General features: G+C 50.8%; 13 protein-coding genes and 1 riboswitch. All 13 genes read left to right on the top strand.

The window, feature by feature from the left end:
- Positions 1-28: 28 nt before the first annotated feature.
- The 13 genes from ybaK to BLHYD_RS09665 all read left to right on the top strand — a co-directional run bounded on the left by ybaK (position 29) and on the right by BLHYD_RS09665 (position 20,852).
- The gene (gene ybaK, locus BLHYD_RS09725; protein ID WP_040350306.1) at positions 29-508 is read left to right on the top strand and encodes a Cys-tRNA(Pro) deacylase; all 480 of its coding nucleotides are present in this window, start codon (positions 29-31) and stop codon (positions 506-508) included.
- Positions 509-582: 74 nt separating this feature from the next.
- A riboswitch (cobalamin riboswitch) is annotated at positions 583-774 on the top strand.
- 131 nt (positions 775-905) lie between these two features.
- Entirely contained in the window at positions 906-5,867 is a 4,962-nt protein-coding gene (locus BLHYD_RS09720; protein ID WP_040350305.1) for an InlB B-repeat-containing protein, read from the top strand.
- A gap of 17 nt (positions 5,868-5,884) precedes the next feature.
- Positions 5,885-8,011 carry a DUF4430 domain-containing protein gene (locus BLHYD_RS09715; protein WP_021845337.1) on the top strand — a complete coding sequence of 709 codons (2,127 nt, stop codon included), beginning with the start codon at positions 5,885-5,887 and terminating at the stop codon, positions 8,009-8,011.
- Positions 8,008-9,972, top strand: coding sequence for a prenyltransferase/squalene oxidase repeat-containing protein (locus BLHYD_RS09710; protein WP_050769853.1), 1,965 nt, complete (start codon positions 8,008-8,010; stop codon positions 9,970-9,972). The genes BLHYD_RS09715 and BLHYD_RS09710 overlap by 4 nt, the downstream gene beginning before the upstream one ends.
- Positions 9,969-10,538, top strand: a complete 570-nt coding sequence (locus tag BLHYD_RS09705) for a DUF4430 domain-containing protein (protein WP_005946337.1) — start codon at positions 9,969-9,971, stop codon at positions 10,536-10,538. The genes BLHYD_RS09710 and BLHYD_RS09705 overlap by 4 nt, the downstream gene beginning before the upstream one ends.
- Complete coding sequence (locus BLHYD_RS09700) at positions 10,531-11,412, top strand: energy-coupling factor transporter transmembrane component T (RefSeq protein ID WP_005946334.1); 882 nt, start codon at positions 10,531-10,533, stop codon at positions 11,410-11,412. The genes BLHYD_RS09705 and BLHYD_RS09700 overlap by 8 nt, the downstream gene beginning before the upstream one ends.
- A complete protein-coding gene (locus BLHYD_RS09695; protein WP_005946332.1) occupies positions 11,385-13,073 on the top strand; it encodes an ABC transporter ATP-binding protein in 1,689 nt (562 codons plus the stop codon). Before BLHYD_RS09700 ends, BLHYD_RS09695 begins: the two co-directional genes overlap by 28 nt.
- Positions 13,070-13,762: an ECF transporter S component gene (locus BLHYD_RS09690; protein ID WP_005946330.1), complete on the top strand. Its 693-nt coding sequence runs from the start codon at positions 13,070-13,072 to the stop codon at positions 13,760-13,762. The genes BLHYD_RS09695 and BLHYD_RS09690 overlap by 4 nt, the downstream gene beginning before the upstream one ends.
- Positions 13,763-13,773: 11 nt before the next feature.
- Positions 13,774-14,703 carry an AAA family ATPase gene (locus tag BLHYD_RS09685; protein WP_005946328.1) on the top strand — a complete coding sequence of 310 codons (930 nt, stop codon included), beginning with the start codon at positions 13,774-13,776 and terminating at the stop codon, positions 14,701-14,703.
- 12 nt (positions 14,704-14,715) lie between these two features.
- The gene (locus BLHYD_RS09680; protein ID WP_005946326.1) at positions 14,716-15,882 is read left to right on the top strand and encodes a DUF58 domain-containing protein; all 1,167 of its coding nucleotides are present in this window, start codon (positions 14,716-14,718) and stop codon (positions 15,880-15,882) included.
- A gap of 14 nt (positions 15,883-15,896) precedes the next feature.
- Positions 15,897-18,308 carry a transglutaminase-like domain-containing protein gene (locus tag BLHYD_RS09675; protein ID WP_005946324.1) on the top strand — a complete coding sequence of 804 codons (2,412 nt, stop codon included), beginning with the start codon at positions 15,897-15,899 and terminating at the stop codon, positions 18,306-18,308.
- A gap of 34 nt (positions 18,309-18,342) precedes the next feature.
- On the top strand, positions 18,343-19,221 hold the full coding sequence (locus tag BLHYD_RS09670) for a leucine-rich repeat domain-containing protein (RefSeq protein WP_005946322.1): 879 nt from the start codon (positions 18,343-18,345) through the stop codon (positions 19,219-19,221).
- 32 nt (positions 19,222-19,253) lie between these two features.
- Positions 19,254-20,852, top strand: a complete 1,599-nt coding sequence (locus BLHYD_RS09665; protein ID WP_196795158.1) for a hypothetical protein — start codon at positions 19,254-19,256, stop codon at positions 20,850-20,852.
- Positions 20,853-21,172 lie beyond the last annotated feature (320 nt).

Here is a 21,172-nt window from a genome sequence, read left to right as displayed (position 1 = left end):
TGAAATGGATTTTCCAGGGGGGATAAAAATGGCAAAAGAAGCGAAGACGAATGCGATGAGAATTTTGGAACGTCAGAAGATTCCCTATCAGGTATTGACTTATGAGTGCGGGGAGTTTATTGACGGAATTCATGTGGCAGATTTGACGGGAACTCCGCGTGACCAGTCTTATAAGACTCTGATTATGGAGGGAAAGAGCAGAGCGTATTATGTCTTTGTGGTTCCCATAGAAAAAGAAGTGGACCGAAAGGCGGCAGCGAAGGCCGTGGGAGAGAAATCCGTGGATATGGTCCATGTGAAAGAGATTCAGAAAGTGACAGGGTATGTCCGGGGAGGATGCAGCCCCCTGGGAATGAAGAAACAGTATGTCACAGTTTTTGACGAGAGCGTCAGGAATTTTGAGGAGATCTATGTGAGCGGCGGGAGAATTGGGGTGAGCTTGAAAGTACCGGTAGAGGGGCTGTTGAAAACCACCCGTGGCGTGGTCGCAGATGTGACAGCCGGATGACGGTAATACCGCAAGGAGAGGTTCGGGATAAAATACTTTACTTTAAAACAGTTTTATGTTATACTTTATGCAGATTAATAGGTGAGATTTACGGTTTCTTTGTCTTTGAACAGACAAAGGATGAAAAGAGAATCCGGTGAAAATCCGGAACAGTCCCCACTACTGTAACGTGGACGAGAAAATATAAAGCCACTGGATTTATATCTGGGAAGGTATTTTCGAGGAGGAAGCGAAGTCAGGAGACCTGCCGTAATGGAGAAAAAGAGATATTTCTGGGCGGAAGAGATATGCTTTTTTTCGTGTCTAAAAACAGCTGAGACAAATGTTTTCCACAGGATTGGCAGAGGGTTGTTTCTGTTGGGAAAACTATATTTTTAATTTAATTAGGGAGGATACTATGAAAAAAAGAAAGGATAAGGTTTGGAAGAGAATACTGGCGTTTTCTCTGGCCTGTATTTTGGTGGTGCCGGCTTCAGTGACCAGTATTTTCGCAGGTGCGTGGGACGCATCTGACAGCAAGAAATTCTCGGAACTGAGATTCTGGGAAAATGAGGCGCCGGGAATTCGTTTCTACATTAATGCGGCAGCCCGCTATGAGTTGGAGACCGTGCAGGAGCCAGGATATGGCACAAATTCCGGTGATTGGACAGTCATGGACCTGCTGAGGGGGATGTACACAGGCCTGGATTATCTGAATTACATACCGGAGAATTATTTTGAGAACTATTATGAAAGAGCAGTGGGGGAAGTGATTGAGAGAGAGGGAGTGCTGGACAAGTCCAAGTCCACGGAGTATTCTCGTCTAATGTTGGCTTTGTCTGCTCTGGGAAAAAGCGTCTACGATGTGGGAGGTTATGATTTTATTGATATTCTGTCCCAGTCTTACAAATATTCCTATGGGCAGGGGCTGAATGGACCGATCTGGGAGTTGATTGCCCTGAACACGGGAGGCTACGAACTCTATGAGCCCCCCTCTTCTTATGAGGAAGGGGATATCAATACCGAGGGCAGGATGCTAGATTACATTATGAGATCTGAGATTCGAGATTCTGAGAATACCATTGGGGGATGGGTGCTGAATCTCGCTTCCGCCGGAAACAGTGCGGATGTGGATATCACAGGTATGGCACTGCAGGCGTTGGCTCCCTATTATCTGGATGAAGAAAAATATATCGCTACAGGCGCGGAGACTCCCTATGGAGAGTTCGTCCAGGCAGTGGAGAGAGGTGTCTACAGCCTGTATCAGATGCAAAGTTCCAACGGTGGTTTCGGAGGCTGGGGAAGCAACATCAATTCAGAATCCACCGTACAGGTATTGGTGGCATTGACTGCGCTGGGTATCGATCCCCTGGCAAAATCCATTGAGCTGGAGAATATCGGGAAGAGCTGCAGCTTTGTGACGACCGGAAATGTGGTGGACGGTGTTTGGTCCAACAACATGGTGGATGCACTGCTCAGTTTCTGGGCAAAGAACAGTGGTTCCTCAGAGGCTGTGGGCGGATTTAAACATGTAGTCTCCGGCAACGATGGCGGCGGAGGAGCCGGACATGACGTAAACGGTATGGCTACAGATCAAGCGCTGTACGGACTGATTGCTTACGACCGATTTCTGAATGGGGAGAACCCCCTGTATGATATGACAGATATGACGGATGGCAGTTATACGGAGATGACTCCGGTCTCCTATACCATCACCTTTGACGGGAATGGGGCAGGAGAGGCCAAGACAGAGACGTATTCTCCCTATGCGGAGGTGAACATCACGGCCGGGGAGCCTTCTGACGAGGAGGCGTTTGTCTGCTGGAACAGCGAGCCGGACGGCAGCGGGACGACATACTGGCCGGGAGAGGTACTCTCCATGCCGGAAGAAAATATTACGCTCTACGCGATGTACGGCGATGTGGTGTTTGATTTGACATTGGAGCTGAATGGCGGAAAATTGGCAGAAGACGTGACTGTTCCGGATACCTATACTCCGATGGATGATGACTGGGAGTTGCCGACTGCGGAGGAGATTTTCAGAGAAGGCTATGATTTCCAGGGATGGTACACCAATGCTGATTTTGAGGGGAAACCGGTAAAAGTTTTGGAAAAAGGTAGCTATGGAGATAAGACGTTCTATGCGAAGTGGACGCTGATCTATGACAAGATCAGTGAGTTCGGTTCCTATGTATCCAAGTTGGAGATTGGAAACATTACCATGTCTGACCGGACCACCATCCAGAAGGCGAGAGCGCTCTATGACAGTATGACGGAGGCAGAAAAAGAAGACGGTGCTTGCAAGCTGTACTATTCGACTCTGGTGGCGGCAGAAGAGGAACTCCATGAACTGGAAGAGAGTATGGATGCGGCGGAAGTGGTCATCAGTCTGATTGACAACCTGGGAGACAGCATTACCTTGGAACAGCAGGAAGTGATCGAAGAGGCCAGAGCAGAGTACGATGCCCTGACGGATGAAGAGAAAGAGTTGATTACCAATTACGAGAAGCTGGTGGAAGCAGAGGCGACCCTGGAGATTCTGGTATTGGACAAAGAGACGGCGGAAGCAGTGAAAGAACAGATCAAGAATATCGGGGAAGTGACCTTGGAGTCAGAGACAGCGATACTGGAAGCCCGTATGGCCTACAATGATCTGACCGAGAGCCAGAAAGCCTATATCAGCGACTATTACGTGGGTGTTCTGGAAGATGCCGAGGCGGCCCTGACTGCCCTTCAAGAGCAGGCAGAGCGAATCGCCAATGTGCAGGAACTGATTGCACAGATACCGGAAGAGTTAAGCCTGGAAGACGACAGCTTCCAGTTGGCGGCACAGGCGAAAGCGGCTTATATTGCACTTCCCAGCGACGAAAAAGGCATGATCGACCAGCAGGAAGTGGCTCGCATGGAAGAAGCGTTGAATGTTCTGTATGAGTTGGCTCAGGAACAGATGGGGGAAGAGGATTACGCGGCTGCCATGGATGTCAGCGTACAGATCGCAGCGTTCTCCGGGGAGATCACCTTGGAGCAGGAAGAGGAACTTCTGGCGGTGAGGGAAGCCTTTGATGGGCTGACTGTGGTTCAGCAGGCTCTCGTGGAGAACTATTTCTCTCTGGTGAAGCTGGAGATGGATTTGGAACAGCTGAAGGCAGATGTGGAGCTGGCGGCGCAGGTGGACGAATTGATCGCGCAGATCGGTGAGGTGACTTTGGACTCTGCCGATTATGTGGCATCCGTTAGAACGGAATATCAGAGACTGACATCGGAGCAGAAAGCTCTGGTAGAGAATTACCAGGTTCTGGTAGATGCGGAAAATGCACTTGCAGTCATAAAATATGATTATCAGAGAGCGGAGAAGGTGACAGAGAAAATCCTGGCAATCGGTGAAGTGACACTAAAAAGTGAGAGCGCAATCCTGAAAGCAGAAAAAGCCTATGAGGCGTTGACAGAGGAACAGAAGAAGTATGTCTCAGCTGAGACACTTCAAATTCTGAAGGATGCCCGTACCGAGTATGACCGGCTGTACAGCTTGGTATTGAAAAAAATCACTTTGAGCGAGATATCTATCACATTGAAGCCAGGGGAGAATCACAGTCTCACAGTCAACTATGACCCGGAAGACACCATCAGTGATAAGACGGTGACCTGGAGTACCAGCAATCCAGATATTGTTACTGTGGAAAATGGTGTGGTGACAGCGGTAGGAAATGGAGAGGCGGCAGTGCTTGCGAAGGTGGGAAAACTTTCGGCGATCTGCCAGGTACATGTGAAGACTCCTCTAGAGGGAATCACGCTCAGTGAGACTTCCATTAGCCTCGCAAAAGGACAGTACAGTTATCTGAAGGTGGGGTATCTGCCAGAAGATTCTTCAGAGTATCCAGAAGTTGTGTGGAGTACCAGCGACAAGAAAGTGGCAACGGTTGACAATGGCAAGGTGTCTGCAGTGGGTGGCGGAGATGCTACGATCACAGCTACAGTGGGGACGTTCAGTGAGAGCTGCGAAGTGAAAGTATATCCCTATGCCATCGATTATGTGCTGAACGGCGGCACCAACAACAGCGAGAATACCCCCGGTTATACAGGCCCGTGGACCGTTACCTTGAAAGACCCCACGAGGGCAGGTTACAAATTTGACGGCTGGTACACAGACGCGAAATACAAGAATAGAATCACAAAGATTCAGAAAGGCAGCGCGAAGGATTACACGCTCTATGCAAAATGGACGAAGGTGACGGCGCCGGGAAGACCGACCATCAAGAGTTTGGAGAATACGGCCAACGGCACGATGAAGCAGACGTTGAGTAAGAAAGTCACCGGTGCGGATGGCTACGAGGTAGTCTATTCCACCAACAGCAGTATGTCTGACGCAGTGAGCATTCACACCGCTTATTCTTATAAGACTATTACCGGTCTCACCACAGGGGAGACTTACTATGTGAAGGTGCGTGCATATACGGAGGATTCCACAGGGGATAAGATCTACGGCTCATACAGTACGGCAAAGAAAGTTACTCTGACAATTCCGGCGAAGCCGGTGATTAGCCAGATCACCACGAAGGACAACAAATCGCTGACAGTCAGCCTGAAAGAGAAAGCGGAAGGGGCATATGGTTATCAGATCGTGGTTGCCACAAATACAAAATTTACTACTGGAAAGAAGACGGTAAATACTACGGCGACGACGAAATCTATCACTGGTCTTCAGGCCGGCAAGACTTACTATATCAAGGTGCGTGCGATGTCCAAGGTCAACGGAAAGAACACCTTCGGCTCCTACACCACTATGCGCAGCATTAAGCTCACAGCGGCACCGGGAAAACCAACCATTAAGAGTATCACCAACACGGCCAATGGAAGCATGAAGGTGACGCTCACCTCGAAGATATCCGGTGCAGACGGCTATCAGATTGTCTACTCCACGAGCAGCAGTATGAGCAATCCGGTGAGCGTATATACAGCATACTCGGCAAAGACTATCACTGGTCTTACCACTGGCAAGACGTACTATGTGAAGGAAAGGGCTTACACGAAAGATGTCAACGGAAACAAAGTATATGGTTCTTACAGTTCAGTGAAGAAGGTGGCTTTGACGATACCGGCCACGCCTGTGGTCAGCAAGATTACCAATAGTTCCAGCAAAGCGATGACGGTCAGCCTGAGCGAAAAGGCGGAAGGCGCCTATGGATACCAGATTGTCATAGCCACGAACCTGAAATTTAATGAAGGTAAGAAGATCGTGAACACGACGGCTTTGAATAAGACGATCACCGGTCTACAAAAAGGGAAGACCTACTATATCAAGGTGCGCGCGATGTCCAAAGTCAATGGAAAGAATACTTTTGGTTCCTATACGAAAGCGAGAAGCCTTAAAATTACAAAGTAACGGATGAGTGAAAGCATATGAATGAATTATTGCGGAAAATTCAGTTATTTACAAAAAAACATCGCGAAATCACAGCGGCAGTCCTCGGACTGCTCGTTGTGGTTTTGTTTTGTAGCACGATTTTTGGAACCTTGAGGACACAGGCAGCCGCCGACATGGACAATCCCATCGACGGAATTTCTGATGACCGTTCTCTGGTGGAATTGGACGGGCTGAAGGAGACTGTGGCGGAATCCTTCGCCGGAGCCAACGATCGGGCGGAAGAAAACAAAGAGGATCAGCAGGAGTCAGAGGAAGAGAACAAAGACAATAAAGATCAGGAAAATTCCAAGTCAGAGAACAATACGGGAGATACTTCCCAGGACGGCTCTGGCGGCCGGGAAGGCGACGAGGGAAATAATGAGGATAACCGGGGAAGCAACCAGGGAGACAAACCTAAGAAAGACAAAAATGCAGGTGATGACAAGAACGATGAGAAAGAAGCGTATTTTAGAACCAGCATCGTGGACGGGGATACGCTGACGGACCGGGAGTATGAATATACAATCACCCACTTGACAGACCTGGAAGTGAAAACCATACAGGAGAAAGTCAACAAGGGAAAGTTTACGCAGTTTGACGGAAAACTAAACCTGGACACCGGGGAAAACACGGTAGTAATCAAAGTCACCTATATAGGCAAGGATGGAAAGAGCTTCGATGTGCAAAAATCCTACACCCTGTATGTGAACGTGACAGACGTTATCATCAAGAGCAATCTGGTCCAAGTGGAAGGCACCACAGTGACTGAGAAAGTCCTGAATTTCGAGGCAAAAGCAGAATGTGCCGGCGAGGACGTGGAGCTTCAGGTGACACTGGAAAACAAAAGCGGTTCCCAGAAGGTTTCCTATGAGCCGGACGGACAGTATTCCGTGACATTGGCAGAGGGAAAGAATACCATCCATCTGCACGCGGAAAAGGGCAGCCGAAAGGCCGATGATAGCTATGCCCTGACCTATCAGATTCCCATCGAGAAACAGTTTAAGGTGGAGACCAATCTGGCAGAGCGAAACAACCAGACGGTGAAGAGCCGTGCCTTTGAGTTCGACGCCTACGGGTTCCAGGGCAGCACCCAGGTGGAGGTGACAGTCACCTGGAACGGGACAGAGATAGAACCCACGGAGCCCAATCAGTATGCAGTGATTCTGGAAGACGGGGCGAACACCTTCACCATCACTCCCCATAACGGGGAAGAACGAGGGGATACCCAGGAGTACACCATCACCTTCCAGAAGAAATCTGACGGGGACGGGGGCGACGACCCGGACAACCCGGACCGACCCATTGTAAGCTGTCCAGAGCTGGAATCCTATCACAATGGAACCGTGAACAATTCTCCGCTCAGCTTCACCGTGTACGCACAGAACTGCCGGGGAGAAGATCTGCCGGCTTCACAGATTCGCGCCGTGTGCAATGGCGTGGAATGTGATGTGCTGTGGCCAAACGACGGAGAAGTGAGCTTTAGTGCAGACCTGAGAGAAGGCGCGAATACCATCTATGTGGAAGTGGACGATGGAGACGGAAATGTCTTTAAACAGAACTATTCCATCACTTACACGCCTCCAGAGGAGGAAGTGACAGGAACCATCACACTCTCAGTGGAGGCCACCACTATAGGAATCGGTTATCTGGTGGCGCCGACTCAGGTGGAGATTACGAGGGACCAGAGGCTTTCTGAGGTTCTATTGGAGGTATTGGATGCCAACAATTATGCGCCTGAGTACACGGGAGATGTGGAATCCGATTTTTATCTGGCACATATCATGGACAAAGACGGCAGGGATTTCGTCTTGAACCCTGTGGTTCCAGAAGACCTGGAGGCACATCTTCTGGAGATCAATGAGCAGTCGGCGGAGGATGTCTATCCCATGAGGTGGTACACGAACAGCCTGGGAGAGTTTGACTTCTGCGTAGGTTCCGGCTGGATGTACAGCGTGGACGGCGTGTACCCCAATTACTCTATGGCAGACTGCATTCTCCAGGATGGGAATGAGATTCGGATTCGGTTTACTCTGTATTACGGCGCGGATATCGGCGGAGCAGGTGCTCTAGGAAATGGTACCAACGAAGACGAGGCGATCGGAAACTGGGAGAGAGAGTGGTGACAGTGATGAGCAAATGGAAAAAAATCGGTGCGTTTTTGCTGGTTCTGTGTCTGATCGCAGGGCTGTGGACGCCGGTCCCGATAAAAGCGGAGGGTCACACAGACTACACGCCGGAAGAACTTCTAGAAGATATAGAAGGGATTTTGCTGTGGGAAAAGAGTGAAGAACATCTGTCTGCAGAGGACAACCTGCTGGATGCAGTGTTCCTGCAGGGGGTGGGAAACAGCAGCATAGACTGGCTGGTCTTTGGAATGGGAAGAAGCGGCTATCCTGACGACTATTCCGGTTTTCGAGCGGTGGCGGAAGAGAAGATCAGCTCGGAATACCAGAAGACCGGCGGTTTGGACAGAGAGAAGGCGACGGAATGGCATAGGATGGCTTTGGCCATCCTGGCAGCCGGTGGAGATCCCACGGCGGTAGGTGCAGATCAGGATGGGAATCCCATCAATCTGGTGGTGGACGGCGTCTATGACATGCAGGAAGGAATGTCCCCGGGAAAGCAGGGAATCAATGGGTGGATTTTCGGACTGCTGACGCTGGACTCCTTGCGCTACCAGGTTCCAGAGGGAGCTGCCGAGACCCGGGAATCCATTCTCATCAGCATCCTGGAAAAACAGTTGGCAGACGGAGGCTTCAGCCTGAACGCTTCCACGGAAGAAGACATGTCAGACGTGGACTTGACTGCCATGGCGATACAGGCACTGGCTCCTTATTATAACAGCGAGCAGACCTATACCTATGAGCGGATGGGACGGAAGGTGACCCAGACTGTGCGTCAGTCGGTGGATGAGGCATTGAAATGTCTCTCAGACCGGCAACTGGACAGCGGCGGTTTTATCAGTATGGGGTTTGAGAACAGTGAGAGCTGTTCCCAGGTAATCACCGCCCTGTGTTCTCTGGGGATTGACCCTGGTAAGGATGAGCGTTTCATAAAGGATGGACATACAGTGCTGGACGCACTGATGAGTTATCAGCAAAAAGACGGCGGATTTCTGCATTCCAGGGAGTACGATGAAGAGAACCCGGAGGCAGACCCGGATGCTTCTAATCTGCTGGCCAGTGGACAGGCCTGCTATGCGCTGACGGCGCTGTGCCGTTACTATGGGGGGCTGCGCACCCTGTATGATTTCCGGGAGGAACCTTCCCAGGAAGTGAAAGAGCAGATCACACAGGCGCGGGCAGCCATTCAGGGGCTGGGAGATTCGGCGGAGACTTCCGCACTGCAGGCGGCTTACGAGGCATATCTGGCGGTGCCAGTGGAAGAGAGAAGCTATGTCTACGAGTATGCTGATCTGGCGGAACAGATGAAAGAGGCAGGGCTTGCCAACGATTCCGAGTACCTGGCGGCTTCTATGGAGCAGAATACCAAGGGAAATGGAACGATCACCTCCCTGTTCGGGAAAGAGATCGACATGTCTGCGGACATTGAATTTTCCCAGGAAGACGCAGAAGCTGTGAAAAAGCTCCCAGAGACAGTGACCACGGAAAATTACGTAGAGGTTGTCAAACTTCTGGATAAGTTGAACAAGTCGGAAAATCAGGAAGACTATGAAAAAGAGCGTGGGATTCTCCAGAAGAAGAAAGAGGAGATCTTGAAAATTCAGGAAGAAATCGCAGACATCAACAATACGGTTCTAGAAAAACTTTATCCCCTGGAAGATATTTCCAGAGAGGATAAAAAGACCGTGGAAGATCTGCAAAAGCGGATTGCAGCCCTGAGTGAGTACGACAGGCAGGAGATTCTTCAGTATGAAGATATCCGGGAGGCCTCTGTGAGAATTAAAAATCAGGAGACTGCTCTGATGGTGTCCATTGTGGTGGGAGTTCTGATTGTCCTCATCCTCCTCGTTGTGTTCTTGCGCATGAGAAAACGCAGGGCAAAACGGCTGGAACAGCGCAGAGCTGTACGGTATGACGCAGAGGATGACGAGGATGACGACGAAGACGACGAGGAGGAATGACGGTGAAGAAAGATCTGCTGGTGCTGGCATTTGCGGTCTTGCTGGCCGTCGTCCTGTTCCGAGGAGTCAAGATTCAGTCGGTGGAAGACTATTACCTGACCCATGCCGATGACATCACAGAGGATTCGGAGACGGTGACGCTCTCCATCAACTGTGACACGATCTTGGACAATTATGAAGATCTAGATCCTGAACTGCAGGATGAGAAATATGTGCCAAAGGACGGCGTGATTTTAGAGCCTACACAGTATGTGCTGAGAAAAGGAGATTCTGTCTTTGACATCCTGAACCGGGCTGTGCGCAACGAGAAAATCCAGATGGAATATCAGGGGGCGAAGGACAATGCTTACGGAAGCGCCTATATCCAGGGAATCAACTATCTGTATGAGTTTTCCTGCGGCCCTCTGAGCGGATGGATGTATCGGGTGAACGGAGAATTTCCGGGCTATGGAGTCAGCAGATACCATCTAAAAGACGGGGACGAGATCGAGATGGTCTATACCTGCGACCTGGGACGGGATGTGGGAGGCTCTTTTACGGAGCAGAAGGAGGAAAAAGATGAGTAACTTTGGGAGCTATCATCCGGGCGTTTTATTTCTGTATTATATGATGGTTCTGCTGTTCGCCATGTTCAGTGTTCAGCCGGTGGTCCTGGTCTGTATTCTGGCGGGAGGCATCTTCTTTTTTGGGATGCTGAAACCGCTGCGGGAACTGGCGCGGAACCTGGCTTACTATTTTTTTCTGTTTCTGCTGCTGGCGGTGGTAAATCCGCTGTTCGTCCACAATGGTGAGACGATTTTGTTTTTTATGAATGACAATCCCATTACACTGGAGGCTTTCTTCTATGGAATGATCGTGGCTGTGATGATTATCGCCGTCATGTTCTGGTGTAAAAATTACAATGAGATTATGACTTCTGATAAATTTATCTATCTGTTCGGAAAGGTCACTCCTAGATTGTCCCTGGTTTTGTCCATGGCACTCAGGTTCATCCCTTTGTTCAGGAGGCAGATTGGGGCGATCAGCAAGACGCAGAAAGCCATGGGGCTGTATTCCACGGAGAGCCGGACAGACCGTGTGCTAGGAGGAATGCGACTGTTTGACAGCCTGCTGTCCTGGTCCATTGAGAATTCTCTGGACACGGCAGACGCCATGAAAGCCAGAGGCTATGGTTTGCCGGGGAGAGTGAATTTTTCCATGTTTCAGTTCCGAAAACGAGATGGTGTCCTGCTGGGTGTTATTTTATTACTGGGAATTTTCATCATGGCAGGATTTTTTTGCGGACAGTTTGATTTTTATTTTTATCCGGTTATGGATGAAATTCCGAAAACAGTCAGGGCGGTCTGTCTGTACGGCTGTGTTCTCGTGTTTATGACACTTCCGACCCTGTTGGAGATAAAGGAGAAGCTTCAATGGAATTACTTAAAGTCGAAAATCTGAGTTTTACGTATCCAGGACAGGACAAACCGGCTTTGCGGCAGGTGTCTTTTACAGTTAACAGCGGAGAATTCGTGGTACTGTGCGGAGAGTCCGGTTGCGGAAAGACGACGCTTTTGCGTCTGCTAAAGAGAGAACTCGCACCTCACGGGGAGAGAACCGGTGAAATTTCCTATCTGGGATGTCCTCAGCAGGAGCTGGACGAACGCACGGCGGCCTGCGAGATTGGTTTTGTGATGCAGAACCCAGAGAATCAGATTGTGATGGATAAAGTGTGGCATGAATTGGCCTTTGGCCTGGAAAATATGGGGCTTCCCCAGCAAAAGATACGCCGGAGAGTTGGGGAGATGGCCTGTTTTTTCGGCATCGACGAATGGTTCCGAAAGGAGACTCACCATCTGTCTGGCGGACAGAAGCAGCTTCTAAACCTGGCCTCCATCATGGCTATGCAGCCGAAACTGCTGATTCTGGACGAACCGACCTCTCAGCTGGACCCCATAGCGGCTTCCGATTTCATTGGTACGTTGGTGAAGCTGAACCGGGAGTTGGGGACGACGATTCTGATGACAGAGCACCGTCTGGAAGAAGTATTTCCTGCTGCGGACAAGGCAGGGGTCATGGAAGAGGGAAAGATGCTTCTGTGGGATGTTCCGCGGACTGTGGGAAAGCGTCTGCGGGAAATTCGGGAGAACCACAAAATGCTGGTGGGTCTGCCCAGTGCGGTGCGCATATACAATGCGCTGGACGTGCCGGAGGCGGAATGTCCCCTGACGGTGCGGGAGGGGAGAGAATTTCTGGACGCCTATTTCACCAATCAGGTGCGGCAGAAGAAGGAAGCGGCTCAGCAGCTCATGCCAGGAGAGGAGACTGCGCTGCTTTTGAAAAATGTGTGGTTCCGCTATGAGAGAGAGACGCCGGACATTCTAGAAGGGGTGAAGCTGGAGATCAAAAAGGGAGAGATCGTCAGCATCCTGGGCGGCAATGGTTCCGGCAAGACGACGCTCCTGAGCGTGATAGCCGGCCTGAACCGGGCATACCGGGGAAAAATCCGAGTCTTTGGAAAAAAGATAAAATCCTACAAAGGAAATGAACTGTATCGGGGCACGTTGGGGCTGCTCCCCCAGAATCCACAGTCTGTCTTTCTGAGGGAGACGGTGCGGGAGGACTACCATGAGCTGAAAAAAGTCATGGGAGACACAGAGCAGGAGATGGAAGAAAAGATCGCCAGGATTGCGAAGCTTCTAAAGATCGAAGAATTGCTGGACCAGCATCCCTATGATCTGAGCGGCGGACAGCAGCAAAAGGCGGCCCTTGGTAAGATTCTTCTCCTTCAGCCTAAGCTCCTGCTGCTGGATGAACCGACGAAGGGAATCGACGCCTACTCAAAATTCCGGTTGATGGAGCTGATGAGACGGCTGCAGTCGGAGGGAATCACCATCCTGATGGTGACCCACGATGTGGAGTTTGCAGCTTCCGTCTCCAATCGCTGCGCAATGTTCTTTGACCGGGAGCTGACTTCTGTGGACCCCCCGGAAGAATTCTTCTGCGACAATAGTTTTTATACGACGGCGGCAAATCGAATTGCCAGACAAATGTACGATGGCGTCGTGACCTGTGAGGATGTGGTCGGTCTCTGTAAGGAGAATGGGAGAAAGAAGCTATGAGCAGACGGAGAGTGATGACAAATATACTTTTGGTGCTGCTGGCGTTGGGGCTGATCTGGCTGGGAATCCGGCTGTTTCAGGACCGGAGATACAACCTGATCTCTGTACTCATGGCCCTGTCCGCCTGTGTGCCTTTTTATTATGCCTATGAAAAACGGGAGGGCAGTATCCGCCGGATGGTGCTGCTGGCCGTCATGACGGCTCTGGCCGTGGCTGGGCGTTTTATCTTTGCCATGCTGCCGGGTTTTAAACCAGTGACAGCCATCGTGATTCTCTCTGGGATGTATATGGGAGCGGAGGCAGGATTTCTGGTGGGTTCTCTGACAGCCATCATCTCGAATATGTTTTTCGGTCAGGGACCCTGGACCCCCTTTCAGATGTTTGCTTGGGGAATCATCGGCATGATTGCCGGCCTTCCCGTGATGAGAAACGTGCTGAAGAGAAAACCGGCACTGATCGTATACGGGATTTTTACAGGATTTCTCTACTCCGCCTTGATGGATGTCTGGACTGTTCTGTCCATGGACGGAACCTTTAACCTGTGGCTTTATCTGGCGGCGATGCTCAGAGCTGCCCCGGTGACGATAGAGTATATGACTGCAAATGTGGTGTTTCTGCTGCTGGCGGCGGGGCCGATCGGGCGAAAACTGGAACGGGTTCGCGTAAAGCACGGTATTTTTGATGAATAAGGAGTGAAAAAATGAATTTAACGGAAAACTTGGTACAGGAAGTACAGAAGGTAATCGTAGGGAAAGAGGATGTCATCAAAAATGTATTGATGGCGATCTTGGCAAAGGGACACATTCTGCTGGAAGACATCCCAGGAGTGGGAAAGACCACTCTGGCCCTGGCGTTCAGCAAGGCACTGGGGATGGAATATAAGAGAATCCAGTTCACACCGGACGTCATTCCTTCGGATGTGGTGGGTTTTTCCATCTATGACAAGAAGACGGACAGCTTCGTCTACAAAGAAGGAGCCGTGATGTGCAACCTGCTGCTGGCGGACGAGATCAACCGTACATCCAGCAAAACCCAGGCGGCTCTTTTGGAAGTCATGGAGGAGGGCAGCGTGACCGTGGACGGAAAGACCTATCCGGTTCCGCAGCCGTTTACCGTGCTGTCCACCCAGAATCCCTTCGGCTCGGCGGGCACACAGATGCTGCCCCAGTCCCAGCTGGACCGCTTTATGGTGAAGCTCAGCATGGGGTATCCAGACTTCGAGAGTCAGGTCAATATTCTGAAGGACCGTCAGACAGAGCAGCCTCTAGACTCAATTCATGAAGTGGTATCCAAAGAAGAAGTGTTGAATATGCAGCAAGAAGTGATTCAGGTGACGGTGAAAGAAAACATCCTGAGATATATCACCGCTCTCGTGGAGAAGACCAGGACCCATGAGTTGATTTCCCTGGGTGTGAGCCCGCGAGGTGCGTTGGCTGTGAACAATATGGCGAAGGCGGCCGCCTACGTGAAAGGGCGGGACTATGTGGTTCCAGAGGACGTAATGGAGATCTTCGTCAGTGTCTGTGCGCACCGGGTGATTCTGCATCCCCGTGCAAAGGTATCGAATACCAGCGCAGAGGAGATCATCGGCGAGATCGTGAGAGAGACGAAGGCGGCTGAGCTTGTGTAGGGAGGAACGAGGATGATAAAATCCAGAGTCTATTATATCGTCTGGCTTTTGGCCTCGCTGCTTCTGTATCTGTGGTCAGATTCCTGGATTGCCTGTTTTCTGGTTGCAGTCAGTGTGATTTTGCCTCTCGTCAGCGGACTTTGGCTGCTGACGGAGAAAAGACAGATTCACTGTTATTTTCAGATCAAGGACATCGCCGGGAAGGGGCAGGAGGCGAAGGGAAGTCTCTGCGTGGAAAACCATGGATTCTTGCCTCTCCCCAGACTGGGCTGTCATCTGGTGTTTCAGAACCGTCTGACGGGGGAGAAAGCGAGACAGGACGTGTACTGTTCGGTCTCAGCGAAGAAGACCCAGCAGCTGGAGTGGGGGCTGTCCAGTGAGTACTGCGGAAATATCCGGGTCGTTCTGGAGACCATCAGCTGTAGTGATGTCTTCGGTCTTTGGAAGGTTGTGCTCAGGCCAGGGGAGAAGAGTCACGTGGTAATTCTACCAGATATCATTCAGATGGAGGTGACAGTCACCGACAGCGATACGGCAAACTGGGAGAGTGTGACTTATTCCAGTGTGAAAAGAGGCGACGATCCCAGTGAGATTTTCGGCGTCCGGGAGTATCTGCCCGGGGACAGCCTGAAAAATATTCACTGGAAACTCTCGGGAAAGATGGATGATCTCTATGTGAAAGAGCTGAGTCTTCCCATCGAGAATTCCATTCTGCTGATCTATGAGACTGCAATTTTGGGGAAACGCCGGGAGTCCGCCCGGGTGCGCAGCGCGATGATGGAGGCGTTTCTGTCGGTGTCACAGGCCTTGGCAGGAGGCGGCCATGTTCACGCGCTGGGCTGGTATGACCAGGAGAAGGAGCGGTTTTGCTGTGAGAATGTTGCCTCAGAGGACGATCTGACAGGGATGATCGGCGGGCTGCTGGCGCTGGCTTCGGGCAGAAATGATTACAGCAGTCTGCACTATTATCTGAGGGAATATATCGAGAAACCCTTTGCCCATATCGTCTATGTGACGGCACAGGAGCCAGGGGAAGAGTTAAAGAGAATGATGGAATTCTGTTCGGTCTGTGTGCTTCACTGCCGTGAGGGCAAAGATGGAAAGGAAAATACGGCAGGCGAGTATACGGTGTTCTCTCCAGATACCATGGAAGAGTCACTGTATCAGCTGCTTGTCTAAAGGGATAAAATACTATGAGTAAGACGAGACAAAAGAGAGAAAGAAATTCCGGACTGCATATCTCTGTCAGAGAACATACGGCAGGGAAGAACCGAATATGGACAGCAGTCAATCTGTCGGCTCCGGTATTGCTTTTGTATCTGGGAGCGGCCTGGTCCCTGCTGTCTGTGTTTGAACTTCCCAGCTATACCTGGTGGGCGGTGCTGCCGGGCGTGGTTTTGCTTCTTTTGCTTTTGGCGGGCGGAAGGATACGAAAGTGCGGATACGTGATCACCGGGGTCTTGTTTCTGGTGACCCTGGGGCTGATACTGGGAAAACAGACGCCGGTCTACCAGGGCCTCCTGTTGGCCTGCAACGATGCGACGAAGGCTCTGGGCCAGCACACGGAAATTCTGCTGGAGGGTTATCAGGTGTCGGCCGCCACGGATGTACAGCCGCTTTGTTATCAGCTGTTTACCGGTATCTGTGGGATTTTTCTGGCGGCTGTCTGTTATAGCGTAACGGAGAGCAAGAAAAATGGCGTGTTGTTTCTGCTGCTTTTGCCGGTGGGAATATTGGCGCTGGTCTGCGGGATGGGAGCGAAGAGTTGGCCCATCTTAATCCTGCTACTGGGGGCCATTTTGACGATGAATACCTCCTTCCTGAGAGGTTCCAGACAAAAAACCAACGCCACTGTGGGAAGCAGTGGGGCCTTTTTGCAGGTGGCTGTGTGGACAGCGGTATTCTTTGTCGGGGCGGCAGTTCTATTGCAGGTGGCCGTATCAAAATCCGGATACCAAAAGCTGGGCTTCGTGTCAGGGCTCCAGGAGAAGGTGCAGGCTACCATACAGGAGCTGCGCTATGAAAAAGAGCCGGTCAGCTCCTTTAACCAGGGGCAGTTTGATAAGTTAGGCGACCTGAAGCTGACGGATAAAGAAGCTCTGAAAGTGGTGATGGATGAACCCACATCCATGTATCTGAGAGGTTTTATTGGCAGTACATACACGTCCACCGGATGGGAAGAGACCGAGGGAAAAGAGCTGTATGAAAAGAGAGAACTGTTCTATTGGCTTCACAGGACTGATTTTAACGGGCTGACGCAGATGGCCACGCTCTATGGGCTGGAGAACCCGGACAAGAAGGAGGAGAGCGTACAGGTCACAGTGCAGAATGTCAATGGGAACAGCAAATATCTGTACACGCCCTACGAGCTTATGACAGAGCCACAATCTCTGGAAGATGTACGGAATGTGGGCGACGAGAGACTTCAGTCAGAGAAATTCATGGGGAGTCGTGTGTACACCTATCAGGCAGCGGGAAATCTGGTGAAGCAGTACCCGCAGATCGCATCTGGTTTTTACAGCGAAAAAGACAGCGAGGAATTCAAGACTTACACAGAGGATGAGAGCTATTACAATTCTTTCGTCTATGAGCAGTATACGGAGATTCCGCTGGAGACAGAGCTTCTATTGGGAGCGCACCTGAATGTGGAGCGCAGAAGCGGACAGAATCATGCCTCCTATGAGGAGGCGAATACGCTGATTACCGCCTATCTGAATAAAAATCTGAAGTATTCGGAGAAGATCACCCCTCTTCAGTCTGGAGACTTTCTAAAGAATCTGCTGGAAGTCCGCTCCCAGGGCTATTCAGTGCACTATGCGACAGCGGCCACGATGATGTACCGCTATCTGGGAATCCCAGCGAGGTATGTGGAAGGTTATCTGGTGACTCCAAAGCTGGTGGCAGATACCGAGGACTACGAGGAGATCAGCATCACCGGCAAGCAGGCCCATGCGTGGGTGGAGATTTATCAGGACGGAATCGGCTGGGTACCGATGGAAGTGACCCCTCCATACTTTGATGTGATGGAAAGGCCGGACTATGAGATTGTCGCTGACGGCGGAATCGGCGATGAAGGACAGGAAGGAAGTGCAGAAGACGGACAGTCGCAGAATGTCCAAGACAAGACGCCGGATGTGCCGGAGGAGCAGACAAAGTCCAAAGACCATGACTGGAAAAAATGGCTCCTGGCAGGTGCTTTGATTCTGGTGTTCTTGGCGCTGCTGGCACTGGTCGGCTATGTGATTGTGCGAAGATGGAGGCTGAGAACCTACCTAAGAGAAATCAGGCAGGCGGACCATCGAAGAGCGGTGTGTCTGCTGGGGCAGTATATGGTCCGGTGGCTCTGCTATGTGAAGCTGTGGGATGGAAACGGCTCCAGATACCAGGTTCGGGAGACCTTGGAGGAGAAGTTCGGGGAAGAGCTTTCCCAGCGGTATCAAAGAGCGATCGATGTGATTCAGCTGAGCGCCTACAGCGACGCAGAGATCACGTCCATGGAACGACAGGAGACGGAGGCTGTGGTCCATGACCTTCAGAGCCGTATTTTACATACGGTGGGAATCAGACAGAAGCTGCGGATGAAATTCATCGACTTTTTATATTGAGACAGAACTTCTTCTGTCAGGGGATAGGTGATGCATGAAGAGGAAATTTTCAAATGAACTGTGGTTGAAAATGCATAAGCTGGATGTGATATACACGGGAGGACCAAGAGGGAGAAAAGAAAAGTGTGTCACGATTCCGGAGAAATATCTTTACATCGGCAATGAGGCGTTTCTAAACGACGTAAAGCTAAGACGAGTGAAGTTTCCGCCCAAGTGCAGATTCATCGGAAAAAATGCGTTTCGAAAGTGCAGCCTGGAAAAAGAATTGCTTTTTCCTGAGACCGTAGAATTTCTGATGCAGGGATGCTTTGCACAGAATGTACATCTTCGCAAGGTTCGTTTTCCAGACTCGCTGAAACGTATGGACGGTGAGGCCTTTCGGGAGTGTACCCGGCTGTGCACGGCAGTCTTTCCCAAAGACTGTGAGATACGGATTTTGAAAGAAGAGTGTTTTCGGGAATGTGCAAGCCTGGTTTTTCTGCAGCTTCCCAGAGGTTTGAGAAAGATCGGGAGGCGGGCCTTTTACCGGTGCAAGCAGTTAGAAGAACTGGAATTTCCGGAGGAGCTGCTGGCCGTCGAGGAGGAAGCCTTTTATTTCACAGGGCTGAAGGAGCTGAGGCTGCCGCCAAAGCTGCAGATTATCGGAAACAGCGCGTTTTTTAAGTGCAACAATCTGACGGCCGTTCAGATTCCTCCCAGCGTGAGAAGAATCGAGAAATGGGCATTTCACGGATGCAACCGTCTCCGGGTCGTGGAAATCCTCCACGACCCGGAATTCATCGGAGAATGGATTACCAATAAGAGTACGAAAATACGGTGCAAGAGAGGCTCTAAGGTGGACAGCTACTGCCGGGAATACGGGCTGCAGACGGAATACGTGGAAAACGGGGAAGCTATGGAAGAGATCCACTGACGGACGAGCGCTTTATCAAAAATGGGGTGACCTTGATCGATGCGATTCAGAATTTTGCGGTAGATACCGGCGGCTATGAGCATCTGCTAGGCAGCGGCTGGAACTACATGGCCACAGACCAGGCGAACTATGGCATGATCGCTGCCTGGAGATATCTGAACGGTATGCGCAGCCTCTACGACATGCGTCCAGAGTTTACCGAGGAGCAAAAAGAGCAGATTCAGTCCCTGAAAGATACCATCGACGCGGCAGTGGCCAAGAAAGGTGAAGATGGTTACTATGAGGCTTTAGTCAGCGCGAAGGAGACCTACGACACGGCGGTGGCCGGTTTTGAAGACCCTACACTCAGGAATTATGTCAGCAATTACTGGGAGCTGATGGATGCACTGGAGGAGGAAGAGAATCAGAGCGCGCAGAAAGTCGTAGATCTGATCGATGCCATCGGAGAGGTGACGCTGGAGTCAGAGGGCGCGATTCAGGAGGCGAGAGAAGCCTATGAAGCCCTGAGCGCAGAGCAGAAAGAGAAAGTGACGAACTACGAGAAGCTGACGGCGGCGGAGAAAGCTCTGGAAGAACTGAAGGATGCGCAGGCGAAAGAAGAGATCCAGGAAGTGATGGATAAGATCGACGCCATCGGAGAGGTGACGCTGGATTCTGAGAAAGCGATCGCAGAGGCGGAGAAAGCCTATGAGGCCCTCTCTGAGAAAGACCAGAAGCTGGTGACGAACTATGAGACTCTGGTGAAGGCCCGCGAGACCTATGAGCAGATGAAAGAGGCATATCAGGCGTTTATCACTGGCAAGCCGGCGGTGAAGGCGGAGGCTCTGTCCTACCACAGCGTCAAGATCAGCTGGGAACCCTACGAGGACACAAAGAGCTATTATGTCTACCGCAAGACGAAAGGACAGACCTTCAAGCGTATCGCCTGGATTCAGGATTTGTCAGAGCTGTCCTATGTGGACGAAACTGCAGAGACAGGGATTACTTATTACTATACGGTAAAAGCGGCCAGCAAGACCTGGGGAGAGCCGGTATACAGCAAGTATGTGACTGACGTGACGGCGAAGACAGCGCTGGGCAAGGGTTCTGTCAGCAAGACTCAAACCTGGGGCTATAACGGCATTAAAGTGACCTGGGATGAGGTGGACGGTGCCGACGGATACCGTCTCTACTATAAAGTGGGGAACTCCGCATGGAAATATGCCACCCAGACCGGCAGCACCTCCTATGTGCACACGTCAGTCACCACCGGGCAGACTTATACCTACTATGTGAGAGCTTACCGGAATGTGAACGGAACCAAGGTCTACGGTGCTTATTCGGCTGGAAAGACCGGCAAGGCAGTGCCTAAGAAATCCGTGATTACGAAGATCACAGCGGGAAGCAAGAAGGCGGCGCTGAAATGGAATAAGGTAAACGGAGCCAGCGGATATCGTATCTATTATAAGACTTCCGAGAATGGGGCATGGCACTATGTGACCCAGATCGGAAAGGGAAGCACGACTTCCTACACCGACACCGGCCTGAAATCCGGGCAGACGTACTACTACACTATGCGGGCATACCGCACGGTAAATGGTGAGAAGATCTTCGGTTCCTATTCCGACTGGAAGACCGTGAAGGTGAAATAATTCTGCAAAAGCAGATGTAAGGCTATTGCCGGTTATATATGGAATGCAAAGTATTCCTGGTATGGGTCTGAGCGCTCATATCAGGAAGCTTTGTATTAATAAACAAAAGATCGTTTACAATTGAGGTGCTTTATGTGGAAGGTGAAATCATATATGCGTGGCCCAATGCGGCCCAGCTTGGGAAAGGAAGTAGGACTTCTTACACCAACACTAACCTGAAATCTGACCAGACTTATTACTACAATGCGAGCGTACCGGATAGTGAACGGGGAGAAGGCTTTTGGCTCTTATGAGGACTGAAAGATCATGAAGGTAAAATA

It is taken from the genome of Blautia hydrogenotrophica DSM 10507, assembly GCF_034356035.1.
Taxonomy (GTDB): Bacteria; Bacillota; Clostridia; order Lachnospirales; family Lachnospiraceae; genus Blautia_A; species Blautia_A hydrogenotrophica.
The sequence above is the reverse complement of the archived record's forward strand: the minus strand, read 5'-3'. Positions and strand labels throughout refer to the sequence as shown.

What these genes read in the sequence shown, in the direction of transcription:
- ybaK (WP_040350306.1), top strand. Translation starts at nt 29, where the DNA reads ATGGCAAAAGAAGCGAAGACGAATGCGATGAGAATTTTGGAACGTCAG.
- BLHYD_RS09720 (WP_040350305.1), top strand. Translation starts at nt 906, where the DNA reads ATGAAAAAAAGAAAGGATAAGGTTTGGAAGAGAATACTGGCGTTTTCT.
- BLHYD_RS09715 (WP_021845337.1), top strand. Translation starts at nt 5,885, where the DNA reads ATGAATGAATTATTGCGGAAAATTCAGTTATTTACAAAAAAACATCGC.
- BLHYD_RS09705 (WP_005946337.1), top strand. Translation starts at nt 9,969, where the DNA reads ATGACGGTGAAGAAAGATCTGCTGGTGCTGGCATTTGCGGTCTTGCTG.
- BLHYD_RS09700 (WP_005946334.1), top strand. Translation starts at nt 10,531, where the DNA reads ATGAGTAACTTTGGGAGCTATCATCCGGGCGTTTTATTTCTGTATTAT.
- BLHYD_RS09695 (WP_005946332.1), top strand. Translation starts at nt 11,385, where the DNA reads ATGGAATTACTTAAAGTCGAAAATCTGAGTTTTACGTATCCAGGACAG.
- BLHYD_RS09690 (WP_005946330.1), top strand. Translation starts at nt 13,070, where the DNA reads ATGAGCAGACGGAGAGTGATGACAAATATACTTTTGGTGCTGCTGGCG.
- BLHYD_RS09685 (WP_005946328.1), top strand. Translation starts at nt 13,774, where the DNA reads ATGAATTTAACGGAAAACTTGGTACAGGAAGTACAGAAGGTAATCGTA.
- BLHYD_RS09680 (WP_005946326.1), top strand. Translation starts at nt 14,716, where the DNA reads ATGATAAAATCCAGAGTCTATTATATCGTCTGGCTTTTGGCCTCGCTG.
- BLHYD_RS09675 (WP_005946324.1), top strand. Translation starts at nt 15,897, where the DNA reads ATGAGTAAGACGAGACAAAAGAGAGAAAGAAATTCCGGACTGCATATC.
- BLHYD_RS09670 (WP_005946322.1), top strand. Translation starts at nt 18,343, where the DNA reads ATGAAGAGGAAATTTTCAAATGAACTGTGGTTGAAAATGCATAAGCTG.